This is a genomic window from Guptibacillus hwajinpoensis, assembly GCF_001039475.1.
In the GTDB taxonomy this organism is placed as follows: Bacteria; Bacillota; Bacilli; order Bacillales; family Guptibacillaceae; genus Guptibacillus; species Guptibacillus hwajinpoensis.
Window position 1 is genome coordinate 389,508 of the sequence record NZ_LELK01000004.1, and the last position, 16,432, is coordinate 405,939.

General features: G+C 39.6%; 16 protein-coding genes. 15 read left to right on the plus strand and 1 reads right to left on the minus strand.

Annotated features, from left to right (window positions below):
* The first annotated feature begins 91 nt into the window (after positions 1–91).
* The 6 genes from AB986_RS12375 to AB986_RS22395 all read left to right on the plus strand — a co-directional run bounded on the left by AB986_RS12375 (position 92) and on the right by AB986_RS22395 (position 6,523).
* Entirely contained in the window at positions 92–1,489 is a 1,398-nt protein-coding gene (locus AB986_RS12375) for an oligosaccharide flippase family protein (RefSeq protein ID WP_048311445.1), read from the plus strand.
* 15 nt (positions 1,490–1,504) lie between these two features.
* On the plus strand, positions 1,505–2,686 hold the full coding sequence (locus tag AB986_RS12380) for a glycosyltransferase family 4 protein (RefSeq protein WP_048311446.1): 1,182 nt from the start codon (positions 1,505–1,507) through the stop codon (positions 2,684–2,686).
* 42 nt (positions 2,687–2,728) lie between these two features.
* Positions 2,729–3,814, plus strand: a complete 1,086-nt coding sequence (locus tag AB986_RS12385) for an acyltransferase family protein (protein WP_053216162.1) — start codon at positions 2,729–2,731, stop codon at positions 3,812–3,814.
* Between the two features lie 38 nt (positions 3,815–3,852).
* Positions 3,853–4,797, plus strand: a complete 945-nt coding sequence (gene fcl, locus AB986_RS12390; RefSeq protein WP_048311447.1) for a GDP-L-fucose synthase — start codon at positions 3,853–3,855, stop codon at positions 4,795–4,797.
* A gap of 15 nt (positions 4,798–4,812) precedes the next feature.
* Complete coding sequence (gene gmd / locus AB986_RS12395; protein WP_048311448.1) at positions 4,813–5,838, plus strand: GDP-mannose 4,6-dehydratase; 1,026 nt, start codon at positions 4,813–4,815, stop codon at positions 5,836–5,838.
* A 517-nt stretch (positions 5,839–6,355) separates the two neighbouring features.
* On the plus strand, positions 6,356–6,523 hold the full coding sequence (locus tag AB986_RS22395; protein ID WP_161797370.1) for a hypothetical protein: 168 nt from the start codon (positions 6,356–6,358) through the stop codon (positions 6,521–6,523).
* Between the two features lie 41 nt (positions 6,524–6,564).
* Here AB986_RS22395 and AB986_RS12400 read toward each other — a convergent pair whose 3' ends face one another.
* On the minus strand, positions 6,565–7,470 hold the full coding sequence (locus AB986_RS12400) for an LCP family glycopolymer transferase (protein WP_048311449.1): 906 nt from the start codon (positions 7,468–7,470) through the stop codon (positions 6,565–6,567).
* Between the two features lie 222 nt (positions 7,471–7,692).
* Here AB986_RS12400 and AB986_RS12405 point away from each other — a divergent pair, with 222 nt between their 5' ends.
* The 9 genes from AB986_RS12405 to AB986_RS12445 all read left to right on the plus strand — a co-directional run bounded on the left by AB986_RS12405 (position 7,693) and on the right by AB986_RS12445 (position 16,430).
* Positions 7,693–8,457, plus strand: a complete 765-nt coding sequence (locus tag AB986_RS12405) for a tyrosine-protein phosphatase (protein ID WP_048311450.1) — start codon at positions 7,693–7,695, stop codon at positions 8,455–8,457.
* A gap of 243 nt (positions 8,458–8,700) precedes the next feature.
* Complete coding sequence (locus AB986_RS12410) at positions 8,701–9,438, plus strand: YveK family protein (protein WP_048311451.1); 738 nt, start codon at positions 8,701–8,703, stop codon at positions 9,436–9,438.
* A complete protein-coding gene (locus AB986_RS12415) occupies positions 9,428–10,129 on the plus strand; it encodes a CpsD/CapB family tyrosine-protein kinase (protein ID WP_048311452.1) in 702 nt (233 codons plus the stop codon). Before AB986_RS12410 ends, AB986_RS12415 begins: the two co-directional genes overlap by 11 nt.
* A gap of 45 nt (positions 10,130–10,174) precedes the next feature.
* The gene (locus tag AB986_RS22585) at positions 10,175–10,387 is read left to right on the plus strand and encodes a hypothetical protein (protein WP_048311453.1); all 213 of its coding nucleotides are present in this window, start codon (positions 10,175–10,177) and stop codon (positions 10,385–10,387) included.
* Positions 10,388–12,211, plus strand: coding sequence for a polysaccharide biosynthesis protein (locus AB986_RS12425; protein ID WP_048311454.1), 1,824 nt, complete (start codon positions 10,388–10,390; stop codon positions 12,209–12,211). It abuts the gene before it with no gap.
* Between the two features lie 209 nt (positions 12,212–12,420).
* Positions 12,421–13,050 carry a sugar transferase gene (locus AB986_RS12430; RefSeq protein WP_048311455.1) on the plus strand — a complete coding sequence of 210 codons (630 nt, stop codon included), beginning with the start codon at positions 12,421–12,423 and terminating at the stop codon, positions 13,048–13,050.
* The gene (locus tag AB986_RS12435) at positions 13,047–13,934 is read left to right on the plus strand and encodes an NAD-dependent epimerase/dehydratase family protein (RefSeq protein WP_048311456.1); all 888 of its coding nucleotides are present in this window, start codon (positions 13,047–13,049) and stop codon (positions 13,932–13,934) included. Before AB986_RS12430 ends, AB986_RS12435 begins: the two co-directional genes overlap by 4 nt.
* 7 nt (positions 13,935–13,941) lie before the next feature.
* The gene (locus AB986_RS12440; RefSeq protein ID WP_048311457.1) at positions 13,942–15,081 is read left to right on the plus strand and encodes a glycosyltransferase family 4 protein; all 1,140 of its coding nucleotides are present in this window, start codon (positions 13,942–13,944) and stop codon (positions 15,079–15,081) included.
* 29 nt (positions 15,082–15,110) lie between these two features.
* Entirely contained in the window at positions 15,111–16,430 is a 1,320-nt protein-coding gene (locus AB986_RS12445) for a nucleotide sugar dehydrogenase (protein ID WP_048311458.1), read from the plus strand.
* The last annotated feature ends 2 nt before the right edge of the window (positions 16,431–16,432 follow it).

A 16,432-nucleotide genomic window follows, 5' to 3' on the forward strand; every position in this document is an offset into this window, starting at 1 on the left:
GGGAAGCGGTGGTTGTGTTGGATGGTTTCAGAAGTAGAAACAGGATCGCGAGAACGAATGAAAGGCTAAGTAAGAAAGGTGGGCATGAGTAATGTTTCAGAATACATGGGCACGACTCATGGAGAATCCAGTAGCGAAAAGACTGTTAAGTCACGGAGTATGGGCGATGGCAGGGAAGTTCGGTACGGTTTTCCTAAGCCTACTAGTCAATTCCCTTTTGGCGAGAATTCTTTCTCCTAAAGAGGTAGGAATCTATTTCCTACTATTTAGCATCGTAACATTCGGTAGTTATATAGGAATGTTAGGGTTACGTCAAACGGTTGTGAGATTGATTGCTGAGAATTTAAACGAGCCCGATCGAGTGAGAATACTCGTGAAACGGATCCTGAAAATAGGTCTTGTAGGAGCACTCGGTTTTGCAGTATTCTTCGTCATCTTTTTCCAATCGATTGCGACAAGCGTGTTTAATATGAAGATCGTGATGCCAATCGTTGTTCTTGTCTCTGTTTGGATCTTCATTGATATTTTCCAACAAATCATCTCAGAAGGGTTTCGAGGCTTTCACAACATTAAGTTCGCTTCGATCTTTGGAGGATTCCTATCAAGTCTTATGCTCGTTATCAGTCTTTTCTTAATCTACTTTCTAGGTGAATCGAGACTGATCACGGTCGTTGGTTTGATGGTCATTTCCTTACTAACGAGCGTCACGATTGCCGGCTGGTTATTTAAGCGTCAGGTGAGTAGTGTTCGTGAAACTGATCCAGCGTTAACACTTCCTTCTCTTGAGACGATTTCTTACAGGGGTATTCTCGGCGTATCCATGCCGCTATTAATTTTTACCGTGACGGCATTTTTCTTATATCAATCCGACTTATGGATTGTAGGGGCGTTTGGATCAGAAGAAGAAGTGGCGATTTATGGAGCCGCCTTTCGTCTCGTCTTACTCGTATCCATGCCGATTGTAATTGCTGATATGATCACACCACCGCTCATTGCTCAAATGAATGCACAGAACAAATTAAAGGAGATTGAAGGGACGCTAAGAAGTGTTTCGACGATCGCAAGCATCCCAGCCATTGCTGTGATCATTGTTTTTATAGCAGGTGGTCAGCTTATTCTTGGGTTAATCTTTGGCGAATTCTATAAAGGAGGAGCAGTCATTCTCTCCATCCTTTGCATCGGTCAATTCTTTAATGTGATTGCTGGAGCGGCTGGTTCAACGCTCATGATGACAGGTAATCAGAAAGCAATCATGTATATTACGCTTTTCTCAAGCGTCCTGATGATTGGTGGAAGTATTATCGCTGTACAGAAATATGGACCTACAGGTGTAGCCGTTGTGAAATCAGCTGGTCTCTTACTTCAGAATTTCCTAATGATTGTTGTCACGAAGCGCAAGCTTGGCATCTGGGCACATATGAAGTGGATTACAAAGCTATCCCTTCCGAAAAAGGAAGACAGTTATAAAGTAGAGCGTGAAGCAAACTAGAAAGGAGTGATCAGGTTGAAAGTATTGTTTCTAAATGGTGATCATCCGTGGGAGGGGCGGGATGGTTATTACAAACTAACAAGACAAGTTCTTACGATGCTAAGTGAAGAGCATGAAGTTCACCTGCTTGCTTTAGCAGGAAGCGAGTTGATAAGAGATAGTAAGAAAGAGAACCTAGCTTCCATGAACGTCCTTTTCAAATCTAAAAAGAATAAGAAGGTATCCCAAATCCGTTCGATCATTAGCAAGGATTCCATGGTCACCTGGCAATTTAAACATAGAGATCTTGTTGAAGTTGTCAATGATCGAATCGCTAAGATCCAACCGGACGTTATTATTCTTAACCATATGCGAAGTGCATGGCTAGCTCCTCATATTAAAAGTTACGCCAGATTGGTTTATATCGCTCACAATGCTGAAGCACATGCGATTGGTTCGATTTCAAAGAACGAATCAGGTGTGATGAAACAGATTACGAAGCTCGAATCGAGTAAGTTAACAAGATTAGAATCGGATATTCTTAATGCGGTTGATACATGCGTAGCACTAACGGAAGAGGATCGTGATCGCTTAAAGCAACTTTCTAGTAAACCTGAATTCAAGGTAATTCCACCCCCTATTAAGCTACCAGCCATCAAAAGCGAAATCCTTAAGCCTAACTTACTATTAATCGGTAGTTACAAATGGTATCCAAAACGAAAGAATGCGCTTTGGTTGGCAAACGAAGTGATGCCACTTGTACGAGAAACGTTCCCACATCTTTCGCTCAAGTTTGTTGGTGAATCGGCTTCACAGCTAGAGGAAGAGCTTGGTAAGTTGTCAAATATCGAATATCACTCCGATGTTCCAGAAATTGAACCTTATTTAACAGCGGGAGATATTTTCCTAGTTCCTGAGCGACAAGAAGGTGGCATCAAAATTAAGACGCTTGAAGCTGCAAGCTATGGTCTTCCGATCATATCAACGCGAGCCGGGATGGAAGGATCTACACTTGTAAACGGCAAAAATATTCTTCAAGCGAACACAGCTCAAGAATTCGCGACCCAAATCTCTTATATGCTTCTCAATCCTGAGGAAACGAGAGAGATGGCAAGTGGAGCACAGGAGACCATTGCAAAAACGTTCAATGCGGATAAAGTGAAATCACAATATGAAGAACTTCTACTCTCCGAGCGTGTATTGGATGTCGTTCGTTAGAAAAGGCAGGGGGTAATGCCTTAATTTCGAGGGGGGATAAATGTGAATTCCAAGAAAGATATGCTTGTAGACCGGATGGAAGGCCGAAGAAATCACTTCGATATCTTGCGCTTCGTCGCCGCTTCTCTCGTCGTTTTCACACATGCATATGCTATTTCACTGGGTCACGAAGATACTGAACCATTCATGTTGTTGAGTCATGGTCAATCCACACTAGGTTATTTCTCAGTCCTTGTGTTTTTTGTTACAAGTGGCTTTCTTATCACAATGAGCTTTGATAAATCACGATCGCCCGGCTACTTTCTTAAAGCAAGGATACTACGTATTTTCCCAGCCCTAATTATTATTGTAGCCCTAACAGTCTTTATCATTGGTCCATTAATGACCTCAATGAATCTTAAAGAGTACTTTATGCAAACAGAAACGTATGGATACTTACGAGCTTCCTTATTATGGCCAATGCCTTATGAACTTCCCGGTGTGTTTGAAGGGAACGTCAATACCGGTATTGTGAATGGATCACTCTGGACGCTTGCTTACGAGTTTCTGTTCTATCTAGTTGTGGCAGGTCTAGGTATAACAGGCCTGTTGTACAAAAGGGTTCTTATGCTACTAATGTTCGTTATAACAGTCATTTTGTCGAATGTACCACTACCTTTCGGTGGAAACACAGTTGAGTTGTTCTCCATCTTCTCTTCTGGCATGGTGTTCTACCTCTACCGTAAAGAAATACCGTATCACGGTGGACTAGCGCTACTTTCACTTGTAGTACTCGCTTTAACGATTGAATATGGAGGCATGATTGCAGCCTTTCCGATCGTTGGTAGTTACCTGACGTTCTATCTAGCTTATGGTAGGCGAGTTAATTTATCAGGATTTGGTAAACGCGGTGACTTTTCTTATGGCATTTATATTTACGGCTTTCCGATTCAACAAATCATATCGAAACAGTTCGGTGGCAGTATGGATCCGTATATTAACTTCTTACTAGCGTATCCACTGGTTCTCCTTTGTGCGTATGTATCCTGGCACTTCATTGAAAAAAGAGCGCTGCAATGGAAGCACCGTAGATGGAATTTCTCAAGAGAGATTAAGCGTCGCTCAGCGGCCTTGATGCATTCAAAGTAAATTCAAACGATTAAGAATGAGAGAAAAGGGGTGGCGATTTGCATAAACAGAACAGAATTTTCGTAGCTGGACATAAAGGTCTTGTTGGTTCGGCGATCGTAAGAAGACTAGAAAAGGAAGGATACAATCAACTGATTACAAGAACGAGCAAAGAGCTCGACCTGCGAGATAAGAGAGCCGTTGATCACTTCTTCCAAACGGAGAACATTGATGTTGTTTTCTTAGCAGCAGCGAAGGTTGGCGGGATTGTCGCTAATCGCGACTATCCGGCTGAATTTATTCGGGATAACTTACTCATTCAGACAAACGTCATTACGGCAGCACATGAAGCAGGGATTACGAAACTATTGTTTCTAGGTAGTACGTGTATCTATCCGAAGTTCGCTCCGCAACCAATGAAGGAAGAGTACCTTCTTACAGGAGAGCTTGAGCAAACGAATGAGCCGTACGCCATTGCGAAGATTGCCGGTATTAAAATGTGTCAGTCTTATAATCGACAATATGGAACGAACTACATCTCTGTGATGCCGACAAATTTATTCGGCATAAATGATAACTTCGATCTACACAGTTCTCATGTGCTTCCTGCGCTCATTCGTAAATGTCATGAAGCGAAGAAGAATGGAAGTTCATCGATTGAAGTATGGGGGACAGGAACACCGAGAAGAGAGTTTCTCTATAGTGATGACCTCGCTCATGCGTGTGTTCATCTGATGGAAACATATGATGGGAACGACATTGTAAACATCGGTGTTGGGAAGGATATTTCAATCGCTGAACTTGTCGAGAAAATCAAAGCTGTTGTTGGGTACGAAGGGAAAGTGATCTACAATACCGACAAGCCAGACGGCACACCGAGGAAGCTCGTTGATGTTACAAAGCTACACTCATTAGGCTTTGAAGCTTCAACTTCTCTTGAAGAAGGGTTGCACGAGACGTATCGCTGGTATCTCGAAAACTATGAAACGCAAGCTGTTAATTAAATGGGAGGGAATAGCATGAAAAAAGCGCTCATTACTGGAATTACAGGACAGGATGGATCATACCTAGCGGAGTTTCTTCTTAGTAAAGGATATGAAGTCTATGGCATGCGACGTCGTACGAGTACACCTAACTTTCAAAACGTCGAGCTTATCAAGGATCAAATCCAGTGGATTTCTGGTGATCTAACGGATCTTCCTTCTATGATTGAAGCGGTACGTGAAGCTGATCCAGATGAAGTCTATAACCTTGCCGCTCAATCGTATGTTGCGGCATCATGGCCCCAACCTTCTTTAACAACGCAAGTGACAGCGCTTGGCGTTAATAATATCCTTGAAGCCGTTCGTATTGTGAAACCAAATGCCAGATTCTATCAAGCTTCAAGCAGCGAGATGTTCGGTAAGGTACTTGAAACACCGCAACGAGAAACAACACCATTTTACCCTAGAAGTCCATACGGTGTATCAAAAGTGTACGGACACTGGATCACAGTGAACTATCGTGAAAGCTTCAATATGTATGCCTGCTCAGGAATCCTCTTCAACCATGAATCACCACGACGCGGACATGAATTTGTGACAAGAAAAGTAACGGACGCTGTGGCGAGAATCAAGCTTGGACTTCAATCTGAACTTCGTATGGGGAACCTTGATGCGAAGCGAGACTGGGGATTCGCGGGGGATTACGTGAAAGCGATGTGGCTCATGCTACAGCAGGATACTCCTGATGATTATGTCATTTCTACAGGAGAGATGCATACAGTAAGGGAGCTAGTGGACATTGCCTTTTCACAGGTTGATCTCGACTATCAAGACTACGTAGTCTTAGATCCTAAATTTGTTCGCCCGGCGGAAGTGGATCTGCTACTTGGTGATTGCACGAAAGCCAAACAGCAACTCGGATGGGAAACAGAAGTAAGCTTCGAACAATTAGTGAAGATGATGGTAGAAGAAGATTTAAGAAGAGTGCAAGCTGAGATTGCTTATAATAATATTTATCATGGCCATACAGAGAAGCAGTTGACGAAGCCAGTGCCACTCTAACTAATAAATCCTAAATAAAAACGAGTAGCGCCACATTGGCGCTACTCGTTTGTTCTATTGTAAAGGATGTTAACTTACTAGTTTAATGACAACCTTAGCCCACCCAAAAATTGCGATCCAGAGAGGAATACTTAATGAGACGCCCCATACCATTCCTTTGGCGAAGTTGCCTTCTTCTTGGTAATGCATGATCTCAACCCCTTTTAAGAAATTCATCCGGTTAAAGCAGGGTGACTTTCTTTTTATTTTATATGAAAGCGTTATCATAATCTGTCGGTCTATGAAAAAGAAATAGGCTTGTTTTGGTTAATTTTGAATCTATGAGGCTATGATTAAGTATACCCGGATAAGGGTATGATTATTCCGGAGTAAACGCTTTGATAGGATAACGAAACGGTATCGAAATAATTGTGACAAAAATATTTTACAGATTATTTACAAAATTTTAATGGGAATTACTTGAAGATAGTGGTATACTCTCAAAATAGTTTACTAGAAAACGGAGTGAGGATTCGGAATGAAAGGGCAAGAGAAACAGAACCCCATGTGGGGGGAGCTGCAGGAATTTGTGCAGCAGGTCGAAAAAGAACAGAAGCAGGCGGGCGAAGCAAAACCATACATTGAACAGATTCGAAGCATTCTATCAAAGAACATGGGCATGACATCGAACTTGAAAACAGACTGAATCTACAAAGAAGGCCGCTCCCAGTGAGCGGCCTTCTTACATTAACTAATCTCTAGATGATTCTTCAACTTCTGTGTAATCGATTGTCTCTCTTGATCAGGGACAATGTAATACCAGAGGTTATCAATCATCTCACCACTCCCCTGAACTTCAAAGGTTTCCATGTCTTTACGAGCGCCTTTGTAATTCTTGAAGATGTTGTTCATTTCTTCAAATGTCATGTTTGTTTTCACATTTGTTCCAACAGCTGCAAGCAGTTCATCAATCTTATTGATACTTCCGACGCTTGCGCCTTCGTCGATAATGGCTTTAATAATTTCACGCTGGCGATCGTTACGACCCATATCACCTTTTGGATCTTCGTAGCGCATACGTGAAAACGCAAGGGCTTCGTCTGCATTTAACTTCACTTCACCTGCAGGGAAGGAGTATCCGTTATAATCAAACGCGAATGGGTTATCCACGGTTACGCCATTTAAGGCAGAGACCACATCCTGAAAAGCTTCCATGTTAACCTTAAAATAATAATCAATCGGGACATCAAGGAAATTCTCAACGGTATCCATCGCCATTTCGACGCCCCCATACGCATACGCATGATTCATTTTCTCAACGGTTCCACGGCCAATGATTTCTGTACGCGTATCGCGAGGGAGGTTGAACATGATCATGGAATCTTCGTTTGGATTGACCGTAATCATAATCATCGTGTCGGAACGACCCTGATCATCCTCACGCTCGTCCACTCCCATTAATAGAATCGAGATAGGGTCTTTCTTTTCGGTGTTAATTTTCTCCGAACGTAGTGTAGATGTTTCACGGCTAATCGGTTCATGCATATCGCTCGCTGTGTTCTTCACCGTAGAGTATAAGTAATAGGCATATCCACCACCAGCTAAGAGAAGGACGCCCGCAATAACACCAGTAATAATAAGGAACTTCTTCATTTTACATTCCAGCTTTCCATAGAGTAGTAGTCTTGACGCTGCGATAGTCTAAATTCCATTATAAGTCGAACTATTTTGTAAAGTAAATACCTACCAGTCATCTCATTTCTCTATGTGCAAATGGTTGAATGATATGGTAGGATATAGTAAATGCATGTTCTTCAAAAAGAACAATCGGTCTTACTAAACTGTTAACAGTTAATACGAAAGGAGAATGGGAGAATGATAGATATCCATTGTCATATTCTACCCGGAATCGATGACGGGGCTAAGGATACAAGTGAAAGTGTTGAGATGGCAAGACAAGCGGTGTCTCAGGGAATCACCCAAGTTGTCGCAACCCCCCATCATAAAAACGGGAGCTTTGATAACGCTTTGCACGATGTTTTGAAGAAAGTGTCTGAATTAAACAGTGATCTTCAGCGAGAAGGAATTAACCTTGAAATTCTCCCTGGTCAGGAGATTAGATTGTATGGCGAAATGATAGACGATCTTGATATTGATCTATTAACGGTTAATAATTCGGGCGTCTACCTATTAGTAGAGTTTCCATCAAGCCACCTTCCACGCTATGCGAACAAGCTGTTATTTGATCTTCAACTAAAAGGTATTGTGCCGATCATTGTTCACCCTGAGCGGAACCGGGAAATCATGGAGAACCCATCGAAACTATACCAACTCATTAAGGAAGGCGCGCTCAGTCAGGTAACAGCGTCTAGTGTCACAGGGAGTATGGGGAAGAAAATTAAGAAGTTTTCATTAGATCTGTTATCTCACAACCTTGCCCATTTCATCGCATCCGACTCGCATAATACAACAACTCGACCATTCGAGTTAAGACACGCTTATGAAACAGTGGAGCAAGAGCTTGGAACGACAATGCGGTATATGTTGCAGGAGAATCCTGAGGAATTGATTAAAGGAAGAATGATCGACAAAGACATGCCAGAACGAATTAAAAAGAAGAAAGTACTCGGTCTCTTTTAGGACAAGAAAATCCGCTCAAACGAAATGAGCGGATTTTTTTATAAAGAAATTTCGTGTTGTTTTTGTAAAGACAGCGTTTTCTTCGACAGCGTTCGACACCCTTCTATGTACCTATCTTACTAATTGACGCAATATTGGTTTTAAGCTAAAAAAAACCCTAATTTTTACTGATTTTCTGTGTTATAGTAAAACCTGTAATTCTTTCTGTATCAAAATAAATTACGATTGCGTTGGAGGCACCTTATGGAAGAAACAATCAGTTTAAAGGAAATATTCGAAGTACTTAAAAAACGACTTGCTCTTATTCTACTTATTACCCTACTCGCTACAGCAACAAGCGGAGTTGTCTCTTATTTCTTTCTTACCCCAATCTATGAAACTCAAACCCAAATTCTTGTAAATCAAAAAGCAGATAAAGAAAGCACTATAGATGTAAACCAAGTAAATAGAGATGTAGCACTTATTAATACATACAGCGTTATTATTAAAAGTCCTACGATTCTTGATGAAGTAAAAGACAGTTTATCACTAGATATGACGACTAGTGCACTTAATAATAAAATTTCTGTTAGCAATGCACAAAACTCGCAGGTGGTCCTGATCTCTGTTACAGATCCTGACCCAACACTTGCCGTGAAGATTGCAAATACAACAGCAACCGTATTTGAAAAAGAGATTACGAGCATTATGAACGTCGACAACGTAAGCATCCTATCAAAAGCAGGATTCGAAGGAACGCCAGCTCCAGTTAATCCAAATCCAGTTCTCAATATGGCGATTGCTTTAGTTGTTGGTTTAATGGTTGGCGTTGGACTAGCATTCTTACTAGAATACCTTGATAACACGATTAAAGATGAAGAAGATATTGAGAAGATTCTTGGTCTTCCAGTACTCGGTACGATTGCCGTTATTGAAGATAAAGAAGCAGGCATTTCTAAGAAGTCTAAAAAGTCAGTAAGGGGTGAAGCAGTTGAGTCGTAAAGAGAGAGGCGCGATTAGCGTTAGCAAAGAAAGAAGTCTACTAACGCATCAAAATCCGAAGTCACCAATTGCTGAGCAATACAGAACGATCCGAACGAACATTCAATTCGCAGCGGTTGAAGAAGAAATCCGCACGATCATGGTTACTTCTTCAGGACCAATGGAAGGGAAATCGACCACGATCGCAAACCTTGGCGTTGTGCTAGCACAACAGGGGAAGCGCGTTCTAATTGCTGATACGGATCTTCGCAAACCGACAGTACACTATACATTTCGCGTGATGAATACGAGAGGGTTAACAAATGTTCTTACTCGTCAAGCCGAGCTAACAGAAGTGACGCTCGAAACTGAAGTACCAAATTTAGAAGTCCTAACAAGTGGTCCAGTACCACCAAATCCATCTGAACTTCTTGGTTCAAAAGCGATGGATACGTTAATCGAAGAGGCACTTTCGCACTATGACGTTATACTCTTCGACTGTCCTCCCGTACTTGCGGTGGCAGATTCGCAAATTATTGCTAATAAAGTGCAGGGAACGGTTCTTGTTATTAGTAGTGGAACGACGGAGAGAGAAGCAGCGATTAAAGCAAAAGAACGATTAGAGTCAGCTAAAGGGAAATTGCTTGGAGTTGTGCTAAACCGTAAGAAAATGAAAGACGGCAGCTATTACTACTACTACGCGCAAAAGTAGATAGCAAAATACTTCTTGATAGAAGTATTTTTTTGGGAGATTAGCGTGACTAAAGGCGCGTGTCTTAAGTCACCAAAAGCGTTTATCAAAAAGGGGAGTGGTGAAATGAAGGGGACGGATCAATTGCCAAAGTCGATTCGAAAAGCCATTCGATACATTAAGCAAGATGCACCTGAACAGAAGTTACTTGAAATACAGGGGTTAGTAAATAAGTCTATTGAAGAAAGAATGGCAAAATCAGAAGTGGGGTGCAAGTAAATGACCTATGGAAAACGGTTATCTTATCTGATAGTGATAGATTCCATCATCGTTGCATTTGCCATCTTTATCAGTACATTCCTTCTCAATTACAATGACTTTCTAACATCCAAGCCGATTGTTGCTAGCTCAATTGTTCTACTACTCGGTCATCATTTCTTTTCTTATTATTACAATCTGTACAAACGAGCCTGGCAGTATGCGAGTATCGGAGAACTTGTCGTTATATTTAAAGTAGTCACTTTCTCAGTCATTCTTGCAGCATTAGCTCAGTTTATCTTGCTTCAGGACATCTACTTCCGCGCATTATCTATTACGTGGATGCTTCACATGTTGTTGATTGGTGGTTCTCGCTTTGCATGGAGAATGTTCAGGGATACATATATGAATACAAGGAATAAGAAGAAACGAGTACTTGTGATCGGAGCAGGATCAGCAGGAATGATGATTGTTCGACAGCTGCGACAAAGTGTTGATTCTGACCTTAATCCAATTGGTTTTATTGATGATGATATCCGCAAGCAGAACTTAGAAATCATGGGAGTTCCTGTCCTAGGATCAACGGAAGACATTGAAGACCAAGTAAGACAACTGGAAATTGATACGATTGTTATCGCAATACCTTCTCTATCTAAAATTGAAATGAAGCGCATCTATGAAGAATGTTCTAAAACAGCTGCGAAGACGCAAATCATTCCAATGATTGAAGATTTAATGACTGGTAAAGTCTCGATTAACAGCTTCCGTGATGTGAAAGTTGAAGATTTACTTGGTCGAGAGCCAATTAAATTGGATACGGAAAACATCGCAGAAACGTTAACAGGAAAAACGGTACTTGTCACAGGTGCCGGTGGATCAATCGGTTCTGAGATCTGTCGCCAGGTTTCAAAATTCAACCCTGATCAAATTGTTTTACTCGGTCATGGAGAAAATAGTATCTATACAATTGAAATGGAATTAAAAAATACGTACGGTGACGCCATTACCTTCATTCCAGTCATAGCGGATGTTCAAGATCGAGAACGTCTTGGTGAAGTGATGAAGCTTCATCGTCCAAATGTTGTGTATCACGCAGCAGCACATAAACACGTTCCTTTAATGGAAGCAAACCCGCATGAATCGGTGAAAAACAACGTTATCGGTACAAAAAATGTGGCCGAAGCAGCAAGTGATGCGGATGTTGATACCTTCGTAATGGTCTCTACTGATAAAGCCGTTAATCCAACAAGCGTCATGGGTGCGACGAAGCGTCTTGCGGAAATGATCGTGCAGCAGATGGATAACATTAGTGCCACACGCTTTGTTGCTGTTCGATTCGGTAATGTACTTGGTAGTCGTGGGAGTGTGATTCCACTATTTAAGAAGCAGATTCAAACAGGTGGACCGGTGACGGTTACGCATCCGGATATGGTTCGTTACTTTATGACGATCCCAGAAGCATCAAGACTAGTGATTCAGGCTGGTGCTATGGCACGAGGCGGAGAGATCTTTGTACTTGATATGGGTGAGCCGGTTAAGATTGTTGATCTAGCGGAGAATCTCATCAAGCTTTCCGGTTTCTCAGTTGATGAGATTGGGATTAAGTTTGCGGGTGTGAGACCTGGAGAGAAGTTGTATGAGGAGCTTCTTGGGAAAGATGAGGTTCATGATGAGCAGATTTATCCTAAGATTTATGTTGGGAAGTCGATTAATGCGGATTTGAGCGTTGTGATGGATTTTGTTAAGCGGTTTGAGTATATGGATAAGCTGGGTGTTAGAGAAAGGGCTTTGGATATTGCGCATAATAGGGTCAATTCTGAAAAGGAAATGTTATATGCGAAATAAACTACTCTTACTAATTTTCAACTAGTTATTATATATAGGTGTTAAGTACACTCAGATTTACGTGCACTTAACACCTTTAACAATAAGAAGTTAAGTGTAATTTAAAGATAGACAAAATAGTGGGGTACTTGGTTAGTTGCTAGATTGATAGAAAAACTATCTTAGAACTAGCAATTACCCAACTAACTGACTTAGAAGGAGAGTTACATATGTATATGAAAGTTAAAAAAGTAATGGATATTGTTCTTTCTTCAATAGGTATTGTGATATTATCACCCGTATTTATCGTTTTAATTATTGCAATTAAGGCAGAATCAAAAGGTCCAGTTCTCTTTAAACAGAAACGTGTAGGTATTCATAAAAAGCATTTCAGTATATTAAAGTTCCGCACGATGAGGGTTGATACGCCAAAGGACACTCCTACTCACTTACTAGAGAATCCGGAACAGTATATAACTAAGGTAGGGAAGTTTATGAGGAAGACTAGTTTAGATGAACTTCCGCAGATCTTTAATATATTGACTGGTCAGATGTCGGTGATAGGTCCTCGCCCCGCCCTTTGGAATCAGTATGACCTTATTAAAGAGCGTGATAAGTATGGAGCTAATGATGTGCCTCCTGGTTTGACTGGGTGGGCGCAGATTAATGGGAGAGATGAGTTGGCTATTGAGGTTAAGGCCAAGTTGGATGGGGAGTATGTTGAGAGAATTAGTTTCTTGCTGGATGTTAAGTGCTTCTATGGAACCATTTTGAGTGTATTAAAGCGCGATGGGGTTTTGGAAGGTGGTACTGGAGCTAAAAAGCACTCTGAGATATCAAGGGAGAACGTTTCGAAATGAAAAAAATACTAATAACAGGTGTAAATAGTTATGTAGGTTCTGGTTTTAAAGAATGGATGGAGCAGTTCCCAGGTCTTTATAACATCAGCACTATCAGCTTGAGAGATAGTAGGTGGAGGGAAAAAAGTTTCTCTGAGTACGATGTGATTCTGCATGTGGCTGGGATAGCACATGCAGATGTTGGGAATGTTTCGGAAGAAAGAAAACGACAGTATTACAAAGTAAACACTGACTTAACTCTAGAGGTTGCAAAGAAGGCAAAGGAAGATGGAGTTGGACAATTACTATTTATGAGTTCAATTATTGTATATGATATTAGTAGTTCTATTAAAGAAGCTAAAATTATTACAAAAGATACAGTTCCTAAACCAACAAACTTTTATGGTGATAGTAAGTTGCAAGCGGAAAAGGGATTAGCACTATTAACTTCGGAAAACTTTAAGGTCGCAATTATTCGACCGCCAATGATTTATGGTAAAAATAGCAAAGGTAATTATCCGTTACTTGCAAAGTTAGCTAAAAAATTACCTGTTTTTCCGGATGTGAAAAATGAGAGATCAATGTTATTTATTAATAACCTATGTGAATTTATTCGTTTAATTATAGACAATAAAGAAAATGGGACGTTTTTTCCTCAAAATAAAGAATATGTAAAAACATCAGAATTAGTAAAATTAATTGCAATGTGCCACGGAAAGAAGATTTGGATAACGAGCCTATTAAATGTTTTTGTTAGACTTATCGGTTATATTCCAGGTAAACCTAGTGAATTAGTAAATAAGGCATTTGGAAATTTAGTATATGATAAATCTCTAAGTTTTTATGAAAAGGGTAATTATAGAATAAGTTCATTGGAAGAGTCTGTGAAACAAACGGAAGGATAGTTTAATTATGAGAAGAGTATTAATGTTAGCTTCTGTATCCTCAATGTTAGATCAATTTAATATGCCTAATATAAAACTTCTTCAAGAAATGGGTTATAAAGTAGATGTAGCTTGTAACATGAAAGAAGGAAATACTAGCTCGGAGCAAAGAGTGAATGATTTTAAAGAAGAATTAAGACAACTAAATATTGATTATTTCCAAATAGATTTTGCAAGGAATATTACCAAAGTAAGATTAAATGTCACTGCGTATAAACAACTTAAAAAGCTACTTCAGGAAAAAAAATATAATTTTATACACTGTCATTCGCCTATCGGTGGTGTAATCGGAAGACTAGTATCTCGAAGTACAAGAACTAAAGTAATATATACTGCTCATGGCTTTCATTTCTTTAAAAGTGCTCCGCTTATAAATTGGTTGTTGTATTATCCGATTGAACACTATCTTTCTAAATACACAGATATATTAATTACCATTAATAAAGAAGACCACGATATTGCTAATAAAAAGTTTAAAGCAAAGGATATTACCTATATACCTGGTATTGGTATTGATACTAAAAAATTTGGTGGCAGTTCAATTGATAGAGAGTCTAAAAGAACTGAAATGGGTGTTGCTAGTACAGATACGGTACTACTTTCAGTAGGAGAGCTTATTGAAAGAAAAAATCACAGTGTCGTGATTAAGGCTTTAGCTAAGTTAGCCAACCCGAATGTAAAGTATTATATCTGTGGAAGAGGCCAACTAGAAGCTGAATTAATAAAGTTGGCAAAAGATAATCAAGTAGAAGATCAAGTTTTCTTCCTTGGATATCGTACGGATGTTTCGGACATATATAAAGCTGCAGATTTATTTGTTTTCCCTTCTTTGCAAGAAGGGCTGCCAGTAGCGCTAATGGAGGCAATCTCAACAGGGCTACCAGTAGTTGCTTCGAAGATAAGAGGGAATACGGACTTAATAAGTAATGGGGAAGGTGGATTTTTAGTATCTCATTCAGACGTTCATGGATACGTAATTGCCATAGAGAAAGTTATGTCTGACTATTCTTTGAAAGAACAATTTAAAAATAGAAATGTGGAATATATCAAAAAATTCGAATTAGTTAATGTTCAAAAAATAATGAAAACTATCTATTCAAGAATATAGAAAAAATGTAAATTGGATGGTGTAAAACGATGATGCTATTTGAAAAGTTATTAAATAAAGAAGAGAAGATAGCTGTTATTGGTATGGGGTATGTAGGGATGCCCATTGCAATTTCCTTTGCCAGGAAAGTAAACGTAATTGGATTTGATATAAGCGAAGAAAAGATAAACTTGCTAAATCAGGGGATTGATCCAACGAATGAAGTTGGTAATGATGTAATTAGAAATACTAAAGTTGAATTTACATTAGATGAACAAAAAATAAAGGAAGCAAAATTTCATATAGTTGCAGTCCCAACTCCTATTAACCTAGATAAAACGCCCGACTTGTCCCCGGTTATTGGTGCTAGTGAAATTATCGGGCGTAACCTTACGAAAGGTTCAATAGTAGTTTATGAATCTACAGTCTACCCTGGAGTAACAGAAGATATTTGTATTCCAATACTTGAAGAAGTATCAGGTTTAAAATGCGGAGATGATTTTAAAGTTGGTTATTCACCTGAGAGAATAAACCCGGGAGATAAAGTTCATACACTAGAGGATATTATTAAAATTGTATCAGGTATGGATGAAGATTCTCTAAAAGAAATTGCTAGTGTATATGAGATTGTTATTGAAGCGGGTGTTCACAGAGCACCAACAATCAAAGTTGCAGAAGCGGCGAAAGTAATAGAAAATAGCCAACGTGACATTAATATTGCGTTCATGAATGAGATTGCAATGGTATTTGATCGTATGGGAATTGATACAAACGAAGTGGTCGAGGCAATGAATACTAAATGGAATGCTTTGAACTTTAGACCTGGACTAGTAGGAGGGCATTGTATTGGTGTAGATCCATACTATTTTGTTTACCAAGCAGAAAATCTAGGATACCATAGTCAAATCATTTTATCAGGAAGAAAAGTGAACGATGGAATGGGTGCGTTTGTGGCGGACTCTATCATAAAGAAACTTGTCTTAGCAAATAAACTCGTTAAGCAAGCAAAAGTAGTTATTTTTGGATTAACCTTTAAGGAAAATTGTCCTGATATAAGAAATTCCAAAGTAGAAGATATTATTACTAGATTAAGAGAATATGGTATCGAACCTATTATTGTTGATCCATGGGCTAGTAAAGAACATGCGCAACATGAGTATGGTGTTGAATTAAGAGATATGACTGATATTAAAGATGCAGACTGTCTAGTTTTTGCTGTAACACATCAGGAGTTTAAAGAGTTGAAGTGGAGCGAAATAGAAGGTATGTATGCTTTGGAGAATAACGAAAATAAAATATTAGTTGATGTAAAAGGGATGTTTGATAAAAAACAACCAGAAGAAAGTGGATATAGTTATTGGAGGTTATAAAA

Bases quoted from the DNA above. Each gene is read 5' to 3' on its own strand.
- AB986_RS12375 (WP_048311445.1), top strand. From the start codon at position 92: ATGTTTCAGAATACATGGGCACGACTCATGGAGAATCCAGTAGCGAAA.
- gmd (WP_048311448.1), top strand. From the start codon at position 4,813: ATGAAAAAAGCGCTCATTACTGGAATTACAGGACAGGATGGATCATAC.
- AB986_RS22395 (WP_161797370.1), top strand. From the start codon at position 6,356: ATGAAAGGGCAAGAGAAACAGAACCCCATGTGGGGGGAGCTGCAGGAA.
- AB986_RS12400 (WP_048311449.1), bottom strand. From the start codon at position 7,470: ATGAAGAAGTTCCTTATTATTACTGGTGTTATTGCGGGCGTCCTTCTC.
- AB986_RS12405 (WP_048311450.1), top strand. From the start codon at position 7,693: ATGATAGATATCCATTGTCATATTCTACCCGGAATCGATGACGGGGCT.
- AB986_RS12410 (WP_048311451.1), top strand. From the start codon at position 8,701: ATGGAAGAAACAATCAGTTTAAAGGAAATATTCGAAGTACTTAAAAAA.
- AB986_RS12425 (WP_048311454.1), top strand. From the start codon at position 10,388: ATGACCTATGGAAAACGGTTATCTTATCTGATAGTGATAGATTCCATC.
- AB986_RS12430 (WP_048311455.1), top strand. From the start codon at position 12,421: ATGTATATGAAAGTTAAAAAAGTAATGGATATTGTTCTTTCTTCAATA.
- AB986_RS12435 (WP_048311456.1), top strand. From the start codon at position 13,047: ATGAAAAAAATACTAATAACAGGTGTAAATAGTTATGTAGGTTCTGGT.
- AB986_RS12440 (WP_048311457.1), top strand. From the start codon at position 13,942: ATGAGAAGAGTATTAATGTTAGCTTCTGTATCCTCAATGTTAGATCAA.
- AB986_RS12445 (WP_048311458.1), top strand. From the start codon at position 15,111: ATGATGCTATTTGAAAAGTTATTAAATAAAGAAGAGAAGATAGCTGTT.